Raw genomic sequence first — 19,281 nt, 5'->3', positions numbered from 1 at the left:
TCCTCCGGATACGGAGACTTCCGTCCCACCAGGACACCCTTCCTCGGATCTGCAAGATCCATTGTCAGTGTGTCCACACCGCCGGGGTCACCTCACAGTCGTCCTTCCCCCATCCTCATGTGACCGGCTTGAATGGTGGCTCGACCGGCGCCGACACCAGCGCGCCTGCGAGCGGCCCGACGCCGCCAACTCAGCTGGGCACCGTCGGCCGTATCGCGGGCCTGGCGCTGCGGGCGCCCTGGCCCACCCTGCGGTAGGGCTACGCGGGGGACGCGGCGGGCACGCTGAGGAAGGCCTCCCAGCCGTCGGCCGGGGCCTGGCCCACGTTGAGTGTACGGAGCTTGCGCAGCACTGCCGGGTCCTGGGCGTCCAGCCAGGCTACGAACTGGCGGAAGGACACCAGCCGCACCTCCGCTTGGCCGGCGATCTCCCCGATCACCTCCTCGACCGCGTCCATGTAGATCCCGCCGTTCCACTGCTCAAAGTGGTTACCGACGAAGTACGGTGCCCGGTTGCTCTGGTAGGCACGGTGGAACCCGGCCAGAAAGGCATCGCGGGCCTGCCGTTTCCAGGTCGGGCGCATCGCGGCATCGCCCTGGAGGACGCCGCCGGTCTGCTTGAAGAGGATGTTGTAGTCCATCGACAGCACCTGGGAGGCGTGCTCGGAAAACGGAATGGACTGCAGCGGGAGGTCCCACAGGTCGTGCACCTTGTCCGGCCAGACTTGGCGTCCCCCGGGGGAACTGGCGTCGTACCTCCAGCCCAGTTCCGCGGCGGTCGGCAGCAGGTTGTTCCGTCCCTCCAGGCAGGGGGTTCGGCCACCGACCAGTTCCTTGCGGTAGTCGAAGGGCAGTGGCGGCAAATCGCTGAAGCCGGTGTTGGTGCGCCAGTTCATGACGAAGCCCATTGCCTGGTCGATCTCGCTTCGCCATTCGGCCAGGGACCACCGGCCGACGCCGTTGGGGCCGCAGAAGTGGCCGTTAAAATGCGTGCCTATCTCGTGACCGTCCAGCCAGGCCTTGCCAAGCTGCTCAAGGGTGGAGTGGATGTGCTCGTCGCTGAGATAGCGGATGTCGGAGGCGCCGACCGGGTGCTGCGGTGGGTGGTAGAGGTTCCGCTTGGCCTCTGGCAGAGTGTAGATGCCGCTGAGAAAGAAGGTCATGGCGGCGCCGTGGTCGAGCGCGACCCGGCGGAAGCGGGAAAAGAGCTTCGTGTCCAGCTCTGCCGATCCGTCCCAGGAAAAGACCACGAACTGCGGGGGCGACTCGCCGGGCGTCATCCGCTCCAGCTTCGGCTGATGGGGCTGGGGCCCGGTGTCGGACGTGGAGCCGTCGCCGATCACCTGGATCCTCGGATTGCTCGCGGAAGGGTTCGGCGCGGCCGCGTCGGCGGTCGCGGTGGGCACATTGCTGCGTGATTCGGCGCCCATGGTTCCTCCTGTAGTTACGACGCGGATGACGGAGGCTCATCGCTTGCTCGACCGCGTGCGCCCGAGGGCAGCAGACAGCGAGGCGCATTGGCACAGAGGAACTCATCGACGTTGTATTGCAGCCGTCGGGTCGGCGCAGGCTTTGTTGCTCGGGCTGTAGGAGATCGGCTCGTTCGGGAAGCTGCGCCGGCCAGGTGTTTGTCAAGTTCTGGACGGCTGGCCCACGGTTGGCACCTTCTGACGGCCCCGCTGGCCATCGAACGCGGCCAGAGCACGAAGCACTCCTCGAAATTAAGATTAGCCCATTAGGGGCAAATTTTCCTGATTTTACACTTTGGGTGCGACACTACCGAACCGCCCCGCCCTCCCCGCTGACTCCGGTACCAGGCGGGGCGAGCCTGCCAGCACCTCGGTCACCGTGCGGGAAGCGATCAAGGGTTGAGGCGTGTTCTTCCCCCAAGGCCGGTCTCTAAGTCCGACGATCTTGGCTTCAGCTGCAATACGGAGGCAGGGTTCAGGCGTCACTGGGACCGGGGATGCATCCCAAGCAAGCCGAGAGCGCCGTCGAGAAAGCGCTGAGATCCCCACCTCGTACTCAGGAACTCGCCATGCCTGCTCAGTTGATCTGCCCACTTGGCTTTCCGCGGTGCCCCCCTTGGCCCTGCCGAGCGTGGCTGCCAGACTGCGGCGGTGAACATTCGGGGGGATGGGCGGCTTGGTCCGCAACCGTTCGCGTTACGGCCGGTCGCGCTGGTGGCGGCTGTTCTCGCCGCAGTGTTGGTCGCGCTGTCTGGGAGGTACGGCTTTCATCGCGACGAGCTCTACTTCCTGCTCGCCGGCCGACATCCGGCCTGGGGCTACGTCGACCAGCCGCCGCTGACCCCGTTGCTCGCCCGGGCCGGCGCCGCCGTATTCGGCACGAGCCCGACAGGTCTGCGGGTCATACCCGCGCTGCTCTCCGCATGCTCCGTGATGCTGACCGCCCTGCTGGCCCGGGAGCTGGGAGCCGGTCGTGGCGGGCAGATTTTCGCGGCTGGGTGCTGTGCCTGCTCCGGCTACGTCCTGGCCATTGGCCACTTGCTTTCCACCAGTACCTTCGACTTGACCGCCGAGCTGGGCGTCCTGCTCCTGACGCTCCGGCTGCTGCGGACCAGAGACCCCCGCTGGTGGCCGGCCCTGGGCGCGGTGATCGGGGTGACGCTGCTGAACAAGCAGCTCGTCCTGTCGCTGCTCCTCGCACTGCTCCTCGCACTGCCGCTGGGCCTGCTGGTGGCCCGTCCCTGGCGCGAGCTCGCGCGGCGCCCCCGGCCCAACAGCGCAGGGCTGCTGTTCGGAGGGCTGCTCGCGCTGATCCTCGCGCTGCTCATCTGCGCACCCACACTCTGGTGGCAGGCCACGCACGACTGGCCCGAGCTGAAGGTGGCCCGGGTTCTCAGCCACGTCCAAGGCGTGTCGGGACGGCTGCTGTTCCTTCCGCTCCAGTTGCTCCAGTTCTCCCCGGTCCTCGTTCCCGTCGCGATAGTGGGCCTGCGCAGGCTGCTCCGCGATGACGAGCTGCGCTGGGCCCGCCCGCTGGCGCTCGCCTACCCGGTGCTCTGCATCCTGGTGCTCCTCGGCGGCGGCAAGCCGTACTACCCACTCCCGATGCTGCTCGCCGTGACGGCGGCCGGCTGCGAACCCGTCGTTCACCGTGCCCGCCGCTCCTGGCGAACCCTCACGCCCCTCCTTCTCCTGGCGGCGGCCACCAGCGCCCTGGCCGCACTGCCAGTCCTACCGGTCTCGGCGGTCACCATCACCAACGCCATCGACGCGGACCAGGGCGAGCAGGTCGGCTGGCCCCAATTCGCCCGTGCCACCGCGGCCGCCTGGACCGCGATCCCCGCAGCACAGCGCGCCCACGCTGTCCTGCTCACCTCGAACTACGGCGAGGCCGGCGCCCTCGCCCACTACGGGCCCGCCTACGGGCTCCCCATCGCCTACTCCGGTCACATGAGCCTGTACGACTGGGGCCCACCCCCGGACAACTACGACGGCCCCGTCCTGCTGGTCGAACAGGCCGACGGCCAGCACCCCCTGGAACAGCCCTTCACCCACTGCCACACCGTCGGCCGGATCGACAACGGCCACGGCATCAGCAACCAGGAGCAGCACGCCAAGGTCATGCTGTGCAAAGGCACACACCAGCGGTGGTCCCTGCTCTGGCCGTCAATACGCCAATACTGACCCGCCATCAATCATCAGGTTTGGCCGACCACCGATCGACACACGCGTCAGCCGGGTGCACCGGATGACACAGGAGCAAAATCAAGGTCGCGGAACCGTTCCAGGTCGCATGATGGCCAAGAAGGCAGCCGCAAGAGGGAGCGGTGGGATGCCTGGTGCAGCAGGCTCGCGTCCACAGATGCGAGGTCCGTACAACCGCAGAGCCATGATGGTCTGCAACTCGGCACCCAGCTTGCCGAAACAGCGCGGGCTCAGCCCGACCAACGGGGCTATCCAGGACGGCTCCGACACCGTGATCACACCGCCTACACCAAGATCATGTCATCGTGACCAGCGGTTGCCGAGCAACCTTTAGTTGATGATTTCAGCGCGGTCATCCAGACGGATTGCGACCAGCCGGTCTCGCCACATCTGGAGTGCTTCGGGGGTCTGTCGCGTCCAGTCAGTGACCTCGCCAATTATCCGGATCGGTTCCCTGCTGCGATAGGAGCGGGTGGGATTGCCAGGGTACTTCCTGTCGGTGACGTTGGGATCGTCCTCGAACTCCCCGGTCGGTTCGACGACATACACTCGCGGGATCCCGTCGCCGGCGGCGAGTTCGGCGGCGAGTCCCGCGCCGTCGCGCAACGCGGTGAAGTAGATGTGGTTCATCACGATTTCGGGCCGGTAGTTGGAACGGAAACCGGCGGTGAGGTGATCTCCGACCTGCAGCTCTGCCTTTGTGCCGTGAAAGAACGGCCCCTCGTCCAACACCTCGTCCATCGCCACAGGTTATCAAACCAAGCTGACGTCACGGCGAGCTGTCCAGGACGGCCCGGACGCCGTGATCACACCAGCCACAGCAAGATCAGCTAACCCTGACCAGTAGTTACGGGACAACGCTAAAAGGGTGTTGCACAAGACTCTGATCTAGGCATCTCCCTGGTATGGCCAGGGGTGTTAAGGGCTGGCGTGTGAGTGGAGACGTTCACGGGGCTGCGGATGACGCAGTTTTCGGGGCTGTTGAAGGTGGTGCGGGAGAGGGGCGGCAACGGCAAGCTGCAGGGCCGACCGTGGTCTTTGCCGCTTGCCGAGCGGGTGCTGCTGGTTGCAGTGCACTACCGCACGAACCTGACCACGCGGCAGCTGGGCCCGCTGTTCGGCGTTTCCTCCTCCACAGTCTGCCGGGTCATCCAGCGGCTGGGACCGCTGCTCGCACTCGAGCCCGTCTCCTACCCGTCCGATGCCCCGGACCGGATGTGGATCGTGGACGACACCCTCATCCCGGTCCGCGACCGGGGTGTGGCCGCCTCCAGCCACAATTACCGATTCTCCGCGAACGTACAGGTCATCGTCGACGCGGACACCCGGCTGGTGATCGTGGCGGCCCGCCCGGTGCCGGGGACCACGGCGGACGCGCACGCCTGGCGTGCCTCCGGGCTCAGCCGGCGCTGCCAGGGCGTGACCGTGCCGAGGGTCAGTCGAGGGTGGCCGGAGGCAGTGCCCGGTCCAGGAAGTCCAGGCGCACCTGACGGGGCAGCCGGCTGTCCAGGCCCAGCGCGGTCCGGATGGTTTGCGCGGTGACGTCACGCGGGATGTCCAGTCGACGTTCTGCCTCACCGACGATCTCGCCGATCGTGCGGTGGGCAGCCTGCGGGTGGCGGCCTATGAGCCAGTCCAGCATCTTGACCACGGGGGTCGTGACGCCATGGAAGGTCGACTCGGTGTCCCCGAGGGACTCGTCCAAGGCTTTGCCGTAGGCGAGTTCGTCGAGGAAGGCCTGCCGGACGGTCGCGGCCAGGTCGTAGGGGTCGATGATGCTCTCAGTGTGGTGCCGCAGCGCCCAGCGTTTACGCCGGTCGGGCCGCTCCCACAGGACGCCGAAGAACAGAAGGGACAGCCGATGGCGCAGCTCTGAGGCGCCCAGGGGAAGGTTGTCGTCTGTGCCGGAGCTGAGCGTGGCCGCTTAACCGCCTGGCCGGCAACCGCCGAGGGCCAACTAAGTGTATGAGGTCAGGACGTTGGTGACGCCCTGGCGTAGTTGAGTGGCCCGCGGCTGGCTGGCTGCTCCGCTGTGGGGTCGGTGGTAGCTGTAGTGGATGTTCCAGACGGCAAGGCCCTTGCGCCGCTGATCTTCGGAAGTCCAGGTGCGGGCGTAGAGAAATTCTTCAGCAAGGATCCGGTTTTAGCGTTCCACCTTTGTGGCGAGGCGTGTAGGGCGTGATCCGTTGATGTCGTGATCCGAGGAGTGATCACGTGAACGTGTCCGCGCGATAGCAGCTGCCGTTGCCGGTCACGATGCGTTCGATGTGGGTGATGCCGTGGGCCGCGAACCAGGCTCGTGCCCTGTGGACGAACGCGACAGCAGCGACAGCCTTCTCGTCTGGCAGAGCTTCTCTGTACGCAAGGCGGCTGAAACCGTCGACTGCGGAGAGGAGATACACGTAGCCGCCGCATTGGGTTCGCTTCTTGCGACGCTCGACAGCCTTGGCCTGTTCGCTTCCTCGTCCGTGCGAGCGACAACCGCCCCCGTCGGGTATGCGGCCAACCTTCTTCATGTTGAGGTGGACCATGTGCGCTGGCCGACGTGCGGTGATCTGGCGCTGCTGGCGGTTGGTTTCGCCGCTGGGATCGATGAACCTGCGTCGGTTCAGCCCCAGGGCGTTCAAGTGTTGTGACACCGTCCGGCGGCTGATGGCTATGCCCTCCGCCTGGAGCTCGAACGCGATCCTTGCCGCCGACCACTTCTCGGTGCGTCGGAGGTGCTCAATGCGGACGACCACGTCCGTGGACGTCGCCGTGGGCTGTTGTCGGGGCGTTGAGGGACGGTCCAGTAGGCCAAGCTCACCATGACGGCGATAACAGTCAACCCACTTGGATGCGCATGCGCGTGAGATGCCCATCTCCGCTGCGACGTGGGCGATCGGCCGACTCGCGCAGCGTTCGATCAGACGACGGCGGCCCTCGGGCGACAGGGGTGCGTTGCGGTGGGTCACCGTTGGCCGTCCCCGGTGGCAACGGATGCCTTCTCGTCGGGGGACAGCGGGACCACTCCGAAATGCTCGCCACGCAAGCCGGACCGCTCAGCCATGTCGACCAGCGCGCGGGCATGGTCAGCGTGGGTGATTCGACTGGTCAGGTCTCGACCTCGATGAGGGCGTATCCGCCGGTGGGTGATGTGTCCGGGGCGAAGTCTCCCGCGGGGCTCACGGCTGTCCACTGCAGATCGGACGCTTTGACCGTCTCCAGCGCAATGCGGTGTGCCAGGGAGAACGGCCGGTACTCCGCCGGAAGACCGTCGGTGTCGACGGCCGGGACTCCGGAGGGACCGGGCAGCAACGAGGCGATGCTCACCCAGACCAGCCGGGTAACCCCCGCGTTCTGCAGGGCGGTCACCAAGCCGTTTACCGCAGCCTGGAGGAAGGCTCTCGGGTCAGTCTCAGCGGGCGCCACGGCCGCGATCGCACCATCGTGGCCCGAGGCGGCCCGTGCCACTGCTTGCGGGTCGGTGATGTCCGCGTCCGCATCGATCGGGGCCCGCGCCCTGCACTTCCTTCGTTCTGCAGAGCGATGCCGTCACCAGTCGACCCGTCTCACGCCCCCGCTGAGGCGGGCCCCAATTCACCCTGGCCCAGCAGTGTCACGAGCGGCTGCCCCACTGCATGGGTCAGGCTGGGGGCTAGGTTCTGTCGCTGCGATCAGGTAGCCGCTCAGGACCGCCCCTGATCGCTGGCCTGGCTGAGCCGTGATTATGGTGACGGTCGTCGCCACTCAGATCGCCGCCGGCCGCTTCGCCGCCTCCCAGTACGCCACCGACCTGGTCGTCCGCTGGGAGGTACCCGACCTCGCCCGCACCGCACCCCACCACTCCGGGGCCGCGCGGCCGGGAGAGGGGGCTCGCGGCCCGGGAACGGCACGGTGGCATCCCGGCGGCATCACGGAAAACCTCCGCTCGGACACGCCCGGCCCGTTGACCGGCACCGTGCCCGCCGACGGCGGCACGGCTCTCCGGCATGAGCGCCAGGGAGCCGAAAGGCCCAGGTGCATGTCGCTCAGGCCGTACCAGGCCCGCCCGCGCCGCCGAGGAGTCTGTCCACGAGGAGTTCGGGGTAGCCGGTGGCCGGGGGGTCGATGCCGAAGATCGCCCGAATGTACAGCGGTGCGAGGAGCTGGTCGAGGATCTGTTCCAGGGGCGGGGGGTTCTCGCCGCGGGCGGCGGCTCGCTCACGGATTTGCTCGATGGAGTGCATCCGACGCTGGAAGTGCTGCGCGCGTTCCGCCTGCGCCTGGGCGCTGGCGGGCATGGACAGGGCGACGGCGCGTACAAGGAGGCGCCCCTCGGGCGTGCGGATACTCGCCACCCCCGCTTCCGCCCAGGCGATGAGGTCGCCGCGCAGGGTGCCGGTGTCCGCGAGCGGCGAGTCGCGTTCGAGGCGGGTGGTGACCACGTCGGCCAGCAGCGCCTCCCTGCTGCCCCAACGCCGGTAGATGCTCGTGTGGTTGACGCCCGCACGTTGCGCGATCGCAGGGATGGTCAGGTCGGCTCCTTCCGGGTCGGACAGTAGATCGATGACCGCCTGGTGGACGGCCGAGCGGACCTGCTCGGGGCTCTTGCGGATGCGTGGGGCTGGTTGTTTCTGGGTCACACCCCCATCGTAAGCACAGACATTTGCTTCACAGAGCCTGATGGGCCTACAGTCATCTCCACAAGCACAAATCTGTGCTTGCGATTCTGAGGAGAGTGCATCATGAAGCAGCTGTTGTTCCCGAACAACACCCAGTTCTGGTACGAGACCCTGCGCTCGATGAGCCACATCGCCTACGGTGGAGCCGACTTCGGCGAGGTCGTCTCCACCAGCGAGCGCATCACCGAAGGCGACTACGACAGCTGGCACACCGAATGGCTCGCCACCGCCGACCGTGTGTCCGCCGAAGCCGAGAAGGCCCTGAAGGCCGGTCACAAGGTCAGCGCCCGGGACGGATTCCTGCGGGCCTCGAACTACTACCGGTCGGCGGAGTTCTTCCTGCACGGCAAGAACTGCGACCCGCGTCACGACCACGCCTACGACCGCTCCGTGGAGTGTTTCAAAGTCGCCGCCGCCCTCTACACCACACCGCGCATCGAACCGGTCGAGATCCCGTACGAGGACACCACGCTGCCGGGCTACCTCTACCGCGCCGACGACTCCGGCACTCCCCGGCCGACGCTGATCATGCACAACGGCTTCGACGGCACCGCGGAGGAGATGCACTTCTTCGGCGCGCTGGCCGGCGTCGAGCGCGGCTACACCGTCCTGGTCTTCGACGGACCCGGCATGCCCGGACCGAGGCATCACCAGGGCCTGGTATTCCGCCCCGACTGGGAGAACGTCATCACCCCCGTCGTCGACTTCGCCGAGACCATTCCGGAAGTCAACAACAGTCGCATCGCCCTGCTCGGCCTCAGCATGGGCGGCGTGCTGGCCCCCAGGGCCGCTGCGTTCGAGCACCGGCTGGCCGCGCTGATAGCCGTCGACGGCCTCTACGACCTCGGCCAGATATCCGTCCGGAACATCCCCGGCGACCGCGAGGCAGCCGAACGCCTCCTGCGTACGGAAACCGCCCTCGAACTCGACGCCGCCCTCGAACAGATCATGGCCAAGGACGCAACCGCCAGGTGGGCGATCAACCACGGCATGTACGTCATGGGCGTCGACACCCCCCGCGCCTTCAACGCCTCCTACCTCGACTACACCCTCGCCGACGGCATCGCCGAACGGATCCAGTGCCCCACCCTCGTCTGCGACGCCGCCGAGGACGAGTTCTTCAAGGGCCAGCCCGAACAGCTCTACAACCACCTCACCTGCCCCAAGACCCTCATGCTGTTCACCGCCGAGGAAGGCGCCGGCGCCCACTGCCACCCCGGCGCCATACGCCTGTCCCAGGCACGCATCTACGACTGGCTCGACAACACCCTCACCACCACCAGCGCCTGAGACACCGGCCCACCAGGCACCACCGCGAATCCCTCTCGTCTGATTCTGCTCGAAGGACCTCTCATGACCCGCACCGGCATCAAGGCCGCCCTCACCGACCTGCTCCTCAACGACCAGATCACCCTGGAGGAGGCCGCCGACCGCCACTTCACCCCCGACTACCGCCAGCGCACCGACGGCGAGTGGGCCGACCGCACCCAGTTCCTCGACCACATCAGCCACCTGCGCACGCTCGTCGCCGGTGGTGAGGTCGAGGTCCACGAAGAGCTGTACGACGGCACCAAGTACGCCGACCGGCACACCTGCCACATCACCAAGAAAGACGGCTCCACCGTCAGCATGGAGGTCTACGTCTTCGCCGACCTCGCCCCCGACGGCCGCTTCCAGCGCATCGAGGAAACCACCCTCATGCTCAACGGCTCCGATGCCGACCGCAACATCGGCAGCGCCCGCTGACCACCCCACGCCGCGAAGACACCGCACACCGGCAGCGAGCGCAGCTGGCAGCGCGCCGTGACCGAGGCCCGTGCGCTGTACGAGCGTGAGCAGGACCTGGACGACGCGGGGCCCGCCCCGCAGACGGCGCAGCCGTCGCCCTGATCGTCTGTCCGCGCAGCAGCAACCGTCCCCGGTCCGGTCCCCGCATCCAGCACCCGCGCGTCTGGCCCTACCTCGGCGGCATCGAGCAACTGCGGCACCGGATAGGCGCACAGCTTGGCGAAGCTTCCGGCAGCAGCGGCGGGCCGGCTCGGCGTCGAACCGGCCAGCATGCCCGCCGGTCGACGCGCAGCTCCTTCAGCGTCTCCGGATTCCGACCGGACAGCACAGCACCGTAAATGTTCATGGCTTAACGGTCGCGCGGGAAATCCAGGCCGCTCGCACGAGGGCGGCCGCCGGCCGGAGCGGTGGGCCGGTACTCGGCCGGATCGGCGTCGTCCGGTGCGATACGCGTGTTCACGGGGGCAGTGAGCGACACCGTGCGCCCGGAGCGCACCTCGCGGACGGCCGCCAGCACCTGTGCCCCGGTGATCGTCTCCAGGGCGCCCCGGCGCGTGCCGCCGCCGGGCGCCGTGTCTCTCAGCCGTCGATACAGCGACCGGAAATCGGCCTCGCTCATCACATCGGACGTCCGCACCTCCCCCACGATCCGGCAGCAGCTGATGACCGACGCCGATGTCGTCGCCGAGCACGCCTTCCACCGGCCACGGAACTGGTGGGAGGAGCTCATGGCGACCACACACGTCCGCGCGCGCGTGGACCACAGCACGGGCCCGGCCGCGGTCCGGCTCCGGGTGGTACGCGCCGCCGGCTGCCACACCTGCCCGGCAGCCGGACCCGGTTGGGCGGCGGTCGGGGACGCCGCCACCGCCTCGGACCCGATCGCCGGCCGGGGAATCCTCACAGCGCTCGCCACCGGCGTCACCGCGGCGGAGGCCGTCGGAGCGGACGCCGCCGGCGACCGGGGAGCGCTCGGCCGGTATGCGGCACGGGTCGAGGCGATCCACGCGGAATACCTGGACGCCTGCAGGCTGTGTTACCGGGCCGAGGAGCGCTGGGACACCCCCTTCTGGACCCGTCGCCGTAGCCGTTCGCCTGAGCGGCCGAGGCCGGGTGGGTGACGTGCCGTTCGCACCGGCGCGGCAGCGTGGTGTCGCCCGGCCCAGGACCTTTAAGCCAACGACAAGACGGCTGCACTCTCCCTTCGAGGGCCCGCGCGGCGCCGCCGACCACGAGACGCTGTCCAACGTGCTGCGGTACGCCGAGGGCTGGGAGAGCGCCGAGGTGGACCAGGACGAGGAGCAGGCGGCCGAGCGCGTGGCGTGGAGCATGGTGCGCGCAGCGCTGGGGATCTGACGGGTCGCCCGGGCCGGGGCAGCCGTGAGGTCTTCCCACAGAAGCCTCTCAGCACCGCTGAGCTGCGGCTACGTCGGGCTGGTCGTGCGCGCAGTGACCTCGTTCTTCACAGCACGGGGCCGCCGTCCGTCGGTTCGTTGTTCCTCAATCGCCGGACGGCGGTCGCACCGCTGTGCCGCAGTCCCGGAGCGCCACGCTCTTCCCCGCGCCGCTCGACTGTGCGACATCTCGTGAGTTCCCGTTACTCCAGCTGGGGTCCAGAGTCCCTGGCCTGGGGCTTCTCTCTCGTTGGCGTGCTCGGCCGGCTTGTGACCTAACTTCGGAATTCCTGAAGCGTTCTCGTTTCGTCCGACCATTCTGCGGCTTGGAGGAGGCTCATGTTGGGCGATGGTGCTCTTTCCCGTGCCGTTCAGGATCGGGGCGTCGGACAGGACGGGCTGGTCGACGCGGGCCGACAGATCCGCCCGATAGACGGTGCCGTCGTCGGTGGTCTCCCACATGCCCAGCAGCGCGGGGCGGCGGGCGTCGAGGTCGCCGAAGGCGCACTGCGCGTCGGCGGCCCCGTCCCACAGCTTCCCCGAGGCCTTGTCCGCCCGGGCGGACACCTGCCGCAGCCACACCGAGGCGCCAGCGGCGGTGCGGGCCCGGGGCCCCCAGAGTGCGCCCAGCCCACCCCAGAACTCCCCACCCAGCTCGGCCTGGACCGCCAGGGCCTTCGCGGCCCGGGCGTGGTGGGCGCGCATGCGCTGTTCGGTGTCCGGGTCAAGGGGAGGCGAGTACGCCAGTGATCTCCTGCAACTGCGCGATGGCCAGCAAGGGTTGGGCGACGGAGTCCGGAAGCGGGATCGAAAGGCGCTCTGGCCTATTGCTGAGCGAGGTAGCGCTGCAGTTCGATGTGCCGGAACTGGTACACCGCGCCGACCTGTCGCAGCACGTAGCGGTGTTCGTGTGCGTCCTGCAGGAATCCCATCAAATCCCATGGGACCTTGCGGTGCATCACCAGGTAGGCCTGAGCCATCACGAAGGATGACCACTCCCCTCCGTGCCCGGGCCTGGGCTCGCCCACGAGCTCACCCACGGTCACCACCGCGAACGCGCCCATGACTATGAGCACGAAACCGACCATGGACCCGCCCGTCACCAGGTAGGCGATCAACACGAGCGCGCTCAAGGACACGGGGCGGCCCACGATGTAGGCACGGCGATTCAAGGAGAAGTGTGAGGCCGGCCTGTTGACGGTGGCCAGATCAGGTTCCTCTCTCCTAAGCCCGCTGGTGATCCCGCCCCCGATCGCGACCGTGAGCCCGGCTATCAACCCGACCACGAAACCGGCCATGAGCCCATAGATGATCCCAGCTACGAGCCCAAACAGGAGCCAGAACACGAGTCCTGCGGGCCTCCAGCGAAGCTGGGTTCGCGGGATGCTGGCGTCCACTCTGCGCTCCAGCGTGCGCCCGGCCCGGATCCCAACTGCGATACCGACTGCCATCGCCACTCCGATCCCGACCGCGGGGCCGCCTTCGAGCCTGCCGATGAGACCGGCCGGGAGTCCGACGGTGAGCCCATTTGCGAGCCCACTCGTCAGGCGGCGGGTGCGCGCCGGGATGGCTTGGGGGATTTCCCACCAGGCCAGGTCGGGACTGCCCCCGCGGTGGGTCTGCAGGAACCGGGCGAGGAAGACCAGGGCGGGGAGGGCTTGTTCGGCTGTCCAGCGCAGTGGGCGGGGGCTGTCGGGGGTGTAAGCGGCGGGGATGAAGGCGTTGAACAGGTGGGTGTCCACGGCGGCACGGTCGGGAAAGACCGTGGTGTCGCACAGTTCATCCGGGTACGGAGCTGCAGGTCCCGGGGCGATGTGGGGGCGGGGGGTGTAGATGGTGCGAGCCAGGAACAGGCCCAGCGGAGTACTGAGTGCGTGCCCGACCGGGGTGTCGGTGCCCAGTTGCGAGATCACTATGTCCCACCGTGCGGCGGCGGGGGTGTCCGGGCCGCCCGCATCCCGGCGCAGGTAGACGGCTGCCTGTTCAGGCGAGAGCGGCAGCAGCTGGATGGCCGCGGCACCGTTGAGACGCACTGCGGCAGTGGTATCCGCTCTGTTCAGGGCGGCCCGGTAGGGGGCAGTGCGGCTGGTCAGGACCAGGGACTGTTTGGCAGGCAGCGCCCGGTTGAGTGCATCGAGTGCCACCGGGTGCAGGGCGGGCGGGAGTTCGTCGAAGCCGTCGAGTAGGGGCAGGACGCGGCCGGTGTCGAGCAGCGCCTGGGCCAGGTCACCGGGCCCGTCGGCGGCGGTCGAGACCGGGCCCGGTGCGGCGTCGCCCAGACCGAGATGGTCGCGCCGCAACTGATCGGCCAGCCACGTCTTCAACGGCTGGCGGGGATTCCAAGAAGCCAGGGAGAACAGCACGGGCACCGGGTCGCCATCGCCACGGCGATCGATGAGGTCCTGGAGTAGCCGGATCAGCAACACACTCTTGCCCGCCCCGGGCTCTCCCAGGATCACCAGCCGCCGGGTAGGCACCCGGTCTGCGAACACCGTGCCGATCTCTGAATCCTGGCCGCCCAGCCCGGCTGCGTGCGACGGCCACTGCGCGGGGTCGCCAGGCGGTCCGCCGGGCCAGGCTCGGACCAGATCCCTCAGCAGCAGCCACGGTTCGGCAAGGTCCTGGTCAGCAGCCCGCCAGGCCACCGGCAGCGGATAGGGATCGTTGACCCGGCGGGCGGCCGCCTCCTTGTCCCACTGGGTCTTCACGGCAACAGCCAGCAGGTCAGCGGCCATGGCCAGGGCGACAGTGGCTGCCTCGGCCCGGTCGGCACGAAACGACTTCCAGGCAATGCGGAACCCCGCCCAGCCGATGTACGCCGGGCCCAGACCCGTCACCACCGCCACCGCGGTCTGGGCCACCCCCAGGTTGAATCGCCAGGCCAGCACCAACGGTCCAGCGACCCCCAGCACGACCAGGAGCAGGTACTGCCCCCTGACACGCCCCGGCATCCAGCCAGGCCCCCCACGTCCCATAACATCCCATCCTGCCGTATCCGACGCAGACCAGACCACCGTTTGACGACGCCGGGACCGGTAAAGGCCGCTCTGCGCAATCAGACGGCGGCAGCCCCACCGTGGCGTAGCGGACGGACACGCCACCCGGGACACCGAGCAGGCCCCTGCCGACCGCCCCCCAAGGCGAAGATCCAGGGCCTCCACGCCGTTGCCGAGCGAGCCAACGCCTTGCTGAAGGTCACCTTCAAGGCCCTGCGCCGGGTCAGCCTCGACCCCGCGGCCATCACCCGGATCGCCCGAGCCGCCCTCGTCCTGCTCCAACTCGAACACGACCGCACTGTCTGAACGCAGATCACAGAACGTCACAAGGGCTTACCGAGAAGGGCCCTATGCCTGCCCGGGAATCGAAATGTTCACGAGTTCCGACGGCGCTGGTGTAGCGGCCGGCGCCGTCGGGGGAGGCTGGGCGGTTTATATCGGCCCCATCGAGGCGGCGTCTCCGGGCCCGGCATGACCGTTCCCCCCTGTCGAACGGATGACCGGTGTCACCGGGCCCGAGAGGCGCCGCTGGAGACGCTGATGAGAGGTCTGACTACCGCCCGGCCTGGCGTAATGCCTGGCATCGCTCGGGCGGCAGCTCCGCATAACGTGGATGCGCGGATACGACGCCAACGCCCTGGCGAGCACCGCACGAACCCGGTTCGGGAGGATGGGTTGTACGACATCGATGACGTGGGAGTCTCCCTCGGCCTGGACGTCGGCAAGAGCGCCCATCACGGGCACGGCCTCACCCCGGCCGGCAAGAAGGTCTTCGACAAGCAGCTGCCCAACAGCGAGCCTAAACTGCGGGCCGTCCTCGACAAGCCGACTGCCAAGTTAGGTTGACGGCCGAGATCCCGAGGGATAGCGGTAGCCCGTTTCCGGCCCGTGATCAAGTGGATCTTTGACCCGTTCTCCCTAAACATATTGTTGCACTGATGGGGTGTCAGTATGTCGTAGCAGTACGCCACCGCGACCAGGAAGTCACCGTCCCGGCAGATCCGGCGCCGCTGACCCGCAGCTGCCGCGACCACCGCTCGTGCAGACGGCCCGTGTGCGGCATCTGGCCAGAGGCATCCGGGGCTGCCGGGGCCGCACCCGGAGGCTCGCGGGGCGGGGTGTCAGCGGGTGCAGACGTAGCGTTGGCCTGTGAACGAAGTCGCGTTGGAACTGCTGCCGCCGGGGCGGATGCTCCATACGTGTTCGCCCTGGCTCACGTCGAAGAAATCGACGTACACCGACAAGTTGTTCCAGTAGGATCCCACGTTGGTGATCCCGTAGTTCAGGAGATCCCAGCAGACGCCGTGCCTTTGGGTGGTGAAGGCCATGCTGTTGGAGCCGGTGTCCTTGTACAGACACAGCCATCCGGTGCGGCACGACTCTGCGGCCGATGCCGGCGCCGGGGAGAGGACGAGGCCGCCTGCGGTCGTGGCCAGCAGGGTGAGCAGAAGGGCTCGGAGCCGCGTCTTCGCATGGGAGTCTCCTTTTGCTGGCCTTACCTCGGGCTCTACCCAAGGCGGGCCGCCAGGGATTGGTCATGGACATGGAAGGGTGCCGCTCCTGCAAGGGTAGGGCGTGCCATGGGTCCCGTTGCGGCGACGGCGTAATTGCCCAGGGCCGCGTCGAAGATCATGCAAAGGCCCGTCCCGGAAGCAGCCGGACGCTGTTGGTAAATCCGGGGCATGCGTGACGACGGCCTGTACGACCCCGTTGGGGTTGTGCAGGCCGTCGTCGTGTTCAGGGGTGGTTTCGTGTCGTTGCGTGGGGTGGAGCTGGCGGAGATCCCGGAGGAGACCGCGCGGGTTACGCGTGCGGTCTTCCCGAAAGGGTGTCTGGCGATGCGGATGCGGGACACGCTCGGGCCGGTCTTCGCAGACGCACAGTTCGAGGGACTGTTCCCGGTGCGAGGGCGCCCGGCGGTGTCGCCGGCCCGACTGGCGCTGGTGTCGGTGTTGCAGTTCGCGGAGGGTCTGACGGACCGGCAGGCCACGCACGCGGTCCGCTCACGTCTGGACTGGAAGTACGCCCTGTCGCTGGAGCTGACCGACACCGGGTTCGACTTCTCCGTGCTCCGCGAGTTCCGTGCCCGGCTGGCCGAGGCGGATGCGGACCGGGGGGTGTTCGACGCGGTGCTGCGGGCGGCCGGGGAAGCCGGGTTGGTGAAGGCCGGCGGAAGGCAGCGCACGGACGCCACCCACGTACTGGCCGCGACCAGGGACCTGAACCGGCTGGAGTTCGTGGTCGAGACGCTTCGCGCCGCACTGAACCAGATCGCCGAAGTGGCCGGGGACCGGCTGGTGACAGTGGTGGCGCCCGAGTGGTTCGATCGCTACTCGACCCGGCCGGAGGACAGCCGTTTCCCCTCCCGGTGGGCCGCCCGCGTCGCGCACGGCGACCAGTGCGGCGCCGACGGCATGGCACTGCTTCAGGCCGTCCGGTCCGCGCAGGCCCCACCCGGACCGAAGCGCCTGCCCGCGGTGGAGACCCTGCGGCAGACATGGGTGCAGCAGTTCCAACACGTCGACGGTGTCGTGCGCTGGCGCGAGCCGAAGAACACCCCGCCGGGTCTGATCCGCTTACACACCCCGCATGAACCCGATGCCCGCACCGGATCGAAACGAGAGGTGGACTGGTCCGGCTACAAGGTCCACCTCAGCGAGACCTGCGAGCCCGACGCCCCGCACCTGATCACCCACATCCACACCACACCGGCCCCCGTGGCCGATGTCGTCGTCCTGGGCGAGATCCACACCGCCCTGGCCGAGCGCGGGCTGTTGCCCGACGAACACCTCGTGGACGCCGGATACGTCGACGCCGGGCAGATTCACCACGCCCGACGTGATCACAACGTGGAACTGGTCGGCCCCGTCAAGGCCAGCACCGTGAAGGGGCAGTCGAGCGGGGACGTCTTCGACAACACACGTTTCACCGTCGACTGGGACCAGCGCCGGGCCGTCTGTCCCGGCGGACAGACCAGCGTTCAATGGCGAGAGGCCCGAAGCCAGGAGGGCACCGCGATCACCCGCGTCCGGTTCGCCGCCCGCCACTGCACCCCCTGCGGCCTACGAGCCTCGTGCACCAACGCCAAGACCGGCCGCAACCTCACCCTCAGAACGCATGCCGAACACGACGTCCTGCGGCAAGCCCGCATCGAGCAGGACACCGACCACTGGCGCCGTCGCTACGGTCACCGCGCCGGCGTCGAAGGCACCATTTCCCAGGGCGTCCAGGCTTTCGGCCTGCGCAGATCCCGCTACCGCGGCCTCTCCAAAACTCGCCTCCAGCACCACTTCACCGGCGCGGCCATCAACCTCGCACGCCTCGATGCCTGGCTCACTGGCAGACCCCTCGCCCCCACCCGCATCTCACCCTTCGCAGCACTCCGCCCCACTGGATGAGATCCAGCGGGGCGGAATTGACCAACAGCGTCCGGAAGCAGCCGGCACGGGCCCTGAGCCGGCGGGCCACCAGCCACCTTGTGCCCCGCCAGGACACCGTCCGGGACGAGGGCGAAGCGATGGCGCCCATCAGGCAACACATGGCCAACCTCCGCCGCAAAAGCCGCCTGGGGAAGGACCAGTGGGCGAGCAGCAGAGCGCGCGCAGTCGCCAGCGAGCCAGCGATCGTGACTGGGACTGCCCGCGGCCACTGGACTGGCAACGCCACTACCGCATCCTCGCAGACCTCGCCGCCGACGACCCCCACGGCTCCCTGCCCGACATCCAGCCCGGCGTGCTCTTCGAGGGCAACGACCCCACAGGGATCCAGCGGCCGGCCAACTCCTGGCCTTAGCTGTCGAAAGAGCAGCAGCGACAGTCCACACCGACAATCAGACCCGCCAAGCAGCCCACCCCGGCCCCAGCGGTCAAGGAAGCGGGAAGGGCCCGAGTACGGCACAGCAGACCTTCCAGCGCGGCCCGACGGCCCTCGCACAGATATTGGTCAGGGCTCAGCCGCAGGACAGCACCGGAACCAGCCGCCAGCTTCTCAGGCCGGCTGACGTCTCCTCCTGTCGGGCATCGCCGCCCAGGTCGGCATCACCCCACCCACGGTGCTGGCCGACGCCGCCACATCACAGGACGGGCCGGAAGAGACGCGTGCGGACCGCCCCTCTCACCGGCCGTTCGGCTCAGCGGAGGACGACGTTATGGGCGGGCGAGACGTCCGGCTGGAGATGTCCGTAGCCCAGGTCGGCCATGACAGGGCCGAGGATCTTGGCGAATGCCTCGAACGACTCGGGAGACTCCCACACGTCGGTGACCCGCCAACAGCTGCCGACGGGCCCCGCGACGTGCGCGAGCAGTCCTGCTACGGGCAGGTCGGCCGCGGAGGTGAAGCCCTGGCCTTCGGTGACGCGATCGATGCAGGTGTCGTACAACTCCTGGGCGGCAGGCGTGTTCTCGAGGTCGAAGGTAACGATGATGGCCATGGTCGGGCGCTCCTGTCAGTTATCGGCTGGATTCGACGGATGCCGACCCACGATCTCCCCGCCCCGACGTCGACAGCAACGGCGCACGGGGGTGGCTCGCCAGAGCGCCGGGAGCTGCAGCGCGTTCAGGCTCACCGTGCGCGCCCCTACGGCGCCCTCGGACTGTGCCAGGTCGCCGGTTGAGTGGTGAAGGCCGGCAAGGTGATCGCGCTGACCGCCTCTTGCCCTCGACCCAGCTCCGGATCTAGGGGCTGTGTGATGTTGTGATCAATCTCGGGTTCTGGTCCCGTGCGGGGGCCGGACCTGGTAGGACGCTGGGTGTGACACGTAGGCAACTCACCGACGGGCAGTGGGAGTT

The 19,281-nt window shown here is 68.2% G+C and carries 18 protein-coding genes and 4 pseudogenes; 12 read left to right on the top strand and 10 right to left on the bottom strand.

Annotated features, from left to right (window positions below; translation table 11 throughout):
• The first annotated feature begins 119 nt into the window (after positions 1-119).
• Positions 120-257, top strand: a complete 138-nt coding sequence (locus tag ACIRVH_RS46015) for a hypothetical protein (protein ID WP_403966957.1) — start codon at positions 120-122, stop codon at positions 255-257.
• 2 nt (positions 258-259) lie between these two features.
• Here the strand turns inward: ACIRVH_RS46015 and ACIRVH_RS46010 are convergent, their stop codons facing one another.
• Positions 260-1,429, bottom strand: a complete 1,170-nt coding sequence (locus ACIRVH_RS46010) for a hypothetical protein (protein WP_403966954.1) — start codon at positions 1,427-1,429, stop codon at positions 260-262.
• A 774-nt stretch (positions 1,430-2,203) separates the two neighbouring features.
• Between ACIRVH_RS46010 and ACIRVH_RS46005 the strand changes: the two genes are divergently transcribed.
• Complete coding sequence (locus ACIRVH_RS46005; RefSeq protein WP_403966951.1) at positions 2,204-3,652, top strand: ArnT family glycosyltransferase; 1,449 nt, start codon at positions 2,204-2,206, stop codon at positions 3,650-3,652.
• A 351-nt stretch (positions 3,653-4,003) separates the two neighbouring features.
• Here the strand turns inward: ACIRVH_RS46005 and arr are convergent, their stop codons facing one another.
• A complete protein-coding gene (gene arr, locus ACIRVH_RS46000) occupies positions 4,004-4,414 on the bottom strand; it encodes an NAD(+)--rifampin ADP-ribosyltransferase (protein ID WP_403966948.1) in 411 nt (136 codons plus the stop codon).
• A gap of 219 nt (positions 4,415-4,633) precedes the next feature.
• On the opposite strand from arr, the pseudogene ACIRVH_RS45995 reads away from it, so the two are divergent.
• A pseudogene (locus ACIRVH_RS45995) lies at positions 4,634-5,101 on the top strand (transposase family protein); the annotation flags it as partial.
• Positions 5,102-5,204: 103 nt separating this feature from the next.
• On the top strand, positions 5,205-5,549 hold the full coding sequence (locus tag ACIRVH_RS45990) for a hypothetical protein (RefSeq protein ID WP_403966945.1): 345 nt from the start codon (positions 5,205-5,207) through the stop codon (positions 5,547-5,549).
• Positions 5,550-5,630: 81 nt separating this feature from the next.
• On the opposite strand, the pseudogene ACIRVH_RS45985 reads toward ACIRVH_RS45990, so the two are convergent.
• From ACIRVH_RS45985 to ACIRVH_RS45975, 3 genes and pseudogenes are all read right to left on the bottom strand, one after another.
• Positions 5,631-6,627, bottom strand: a pseudogene (locus tag ACIRVH_RS45985) (helix-turn-helix domain-containing protein).
• A gap of 139 nt (positions 6,628-6,766) precedes the next feature.
• Entirely contained in the window at positions 6,767-7,144 is a 378-nt protein-coding gene (locus tag ACIRVH_RS45980; RefSeq protein ID WP_403966972.1) for an NAD(P)-dependent oxidoreductase, read from the bottom strand.
• A 539-nt stretch (positions 7,145-7,683) separates the two neighbouring features.
• Positions 7,684-8,277, bottom strand: coding sequence for a TetR/AcrR family transcriptional regulator (locus ACIRVH_RS45975; protein WP_403966942.1), 594 nt, complete (start codon positions 8,275-8,277; stop codon positions 7,684-7,686).
• 102 nt (positions 8,278-8,379) lie between these two features.
• Between ACIRVH_RS45975 and ACIRVH_RS45970 the strand changes: the two genes are divergently transcribed.
• Positions 8,380-9,606, top strand: coding sequence for an alpha/beta hydrolase family protein (locus tag ACIRVH_RS45970; protein ID WP_403966939.1), 1,227 nt, complete (start codon positions 8,380-8,382; stop codon positions 9,604-9,606).
• A gap of 63 nt (positions 9,607-9,669) precedes the next feature.
• Positions 9,670-10,062: a nuclear transport factor 2 family protein gene (locus tag ACIRVH_RS45965; RefSeq protein WP_403966936.1), complete on the top strand. Its 393-nt coding sequence runs from the start codon at positions 9,670-9,672 to the stop codon at positions 10,060-10,062.
• A 391-nt stretch (positions 10,063-10,453) separates the two neighbouring features.
• Here ACIRVH_RS45965 and ACIRVH_RS45960 read toward each other — a convergent pair whose 3' ends face one another.
• Positions 10,454-10,723 (bottom strand): hypothetical protein, encoded by a 270-nt coding sequence (locus ACIRVH_RS45960; protein WP_403966933.1) that lies wholly within the window; start codon positions 10,721-10,723, stop codon positions 10,454-10,456.
• A 43-nt stretch (positions 10,724-10,766) separates the two neighbouring features.
• Between ACIRVH_RS45960 and ACIRVH_RS45955 the strand changes: the two genes are divergently transcribed.
• A complete protein-coding gene (locus ACIRVH_RS45955) occupies positions 10,767-11,225 on the top strand; it encodes a tryptophan 7-halogenase (RefSeq protein ID WP_403966930.1) in 459 nt (152 codons plus the stop codon).
• Position 11,226: 1 nt separating this feature from the next.
• Positions 11,227-11,460, top strand: a complete 234-nt coding sequence (locus ACIRVH_RS45950) for a hypothetical protein (protein ID WP_403966927.1) — start codon at positions 11,227-11,229, stop codon at positions 11,458-11,460.
• A gap of 68 nt (positions 11,461-11,528) precedes the next feature.
• Here the strand turns inward: ACIRVH_RS45950 and ACIRVH_RS45945 are convergent, their stop codons facing one another.
• A complete protein-coding gene (locus tag ACIRVH_RS45945; RefSeq protein ID WP_403966925.1) occupies positions 11,529-12,203 on the bottom strand; it encodes a hypothetical protein in 675 nt (224 codons plus the stop codon).
• A gap of 119 nt (positions 12,204-12,322) precedes the next feature.
• Complete coding sequence (locus ACIRVH_RS45940; protein ID WP_403966967.1) at positions 12,323-14,386, bottom strand: NACHT domain-containing protein; 2,064 nt, start codon at positions 14,384-14,386, stop codon at positions 12,323-12,325.
• A gap of 267 nt (positions 14,387-14,653) precedes the next feature.
• Between ACIRVH_RS45940 and ACIRVH_RS45935 the strand changes: the two are divergent.
• A pseudogene (locus ACIRVH_RS45935) lies at positions 14,654-14,800 on the top strand (IS5/IS1182 family transposase); the annotation flags it as partial.
• Between the two features lie 369 nt (positions 14,801-15,169).
• Positions 15,170-15,337 (top strand): annotated as a pseudogene (locus tag ACIRVH_RS45930) (transposase); the annotation flags it as partial.
• Between the two features lie 278 nt (positions 15,338-15,615).
• Here ACIRVH_RS45930 and ACIRVH_RS45925 read toward each other — a convergent pair.
• Entirely contained in the window at positions 15,616-15,930 is a 315-nt protein-coding gene (locus ACIRVH_RS45925; protein WP_403966963.1) for a peptidase inhibitor family I36 protein, read from the bottom strand.
• Positions 15,931-16,245: 315 nt separating this feature from the next.
• Between ACIRVH_RS45925 and ACIRVH_RS45920 the strand changes: the two genes are divergently transcribed.
• Positions 16,246-17,892 (top strand): IS1182 family transposase, encoded by a 1,647-nt coding sequence (locus tag ACIRVH_RS45920; RefSeq protein WP_403966960.1) that lies wholly within the window; start codon positions 16,246-16,248, stop codon positions 17,890-17,892.
• Positions 17,893-18,073: 181 nt separating this feature from the next.
• Positions 18,074-18,286 carry a hypothetical protein gene (locus tag ACIRVH_RS45915; RefSeq protein WP_403966922.1) on the top strand — a complete coding sequence of 71 codons (213 nt, stop codon included), beginning with the start codon at positions 18,074-18,076 and terminating at the stop codon, positions 18,284-18,286.
• 337 nt (positions 18,287-18,623) lie between these two features.
• On the opposite strand, the gene ACIRVH_RS45910 is transcribed toward ACIRVH_RS45915, so the two are convergent.
• On the bottom strand, positions 18,624-18,923 hold the full coding sequence (locus tag ACIRVH_RS45910; RefSeq protein WP_403966920.1) for a hypothetical protein: 300 nt from the start codon (positions 18,921-18,923) through the stop codon (positions 18,624-18,626).
• Positions 18,924-19,281 lie beyond the last annotated feature (358 nt).

Origin of the sequence: Streptomyces sp. NPDC101165, from assembly GCF_044768135.1 — a bacterium.
Taxonomy (GTDB): domain Bacteria; phylum Actinomycetota; class Actinomycetes; order Streptomycetales; family Streptomycetaceae; genus Streptomyces.
Note: the sequence above shows the minus strand (reverse complement) of the source record. Positions and strands in the feature narration are given on the sequence as shown.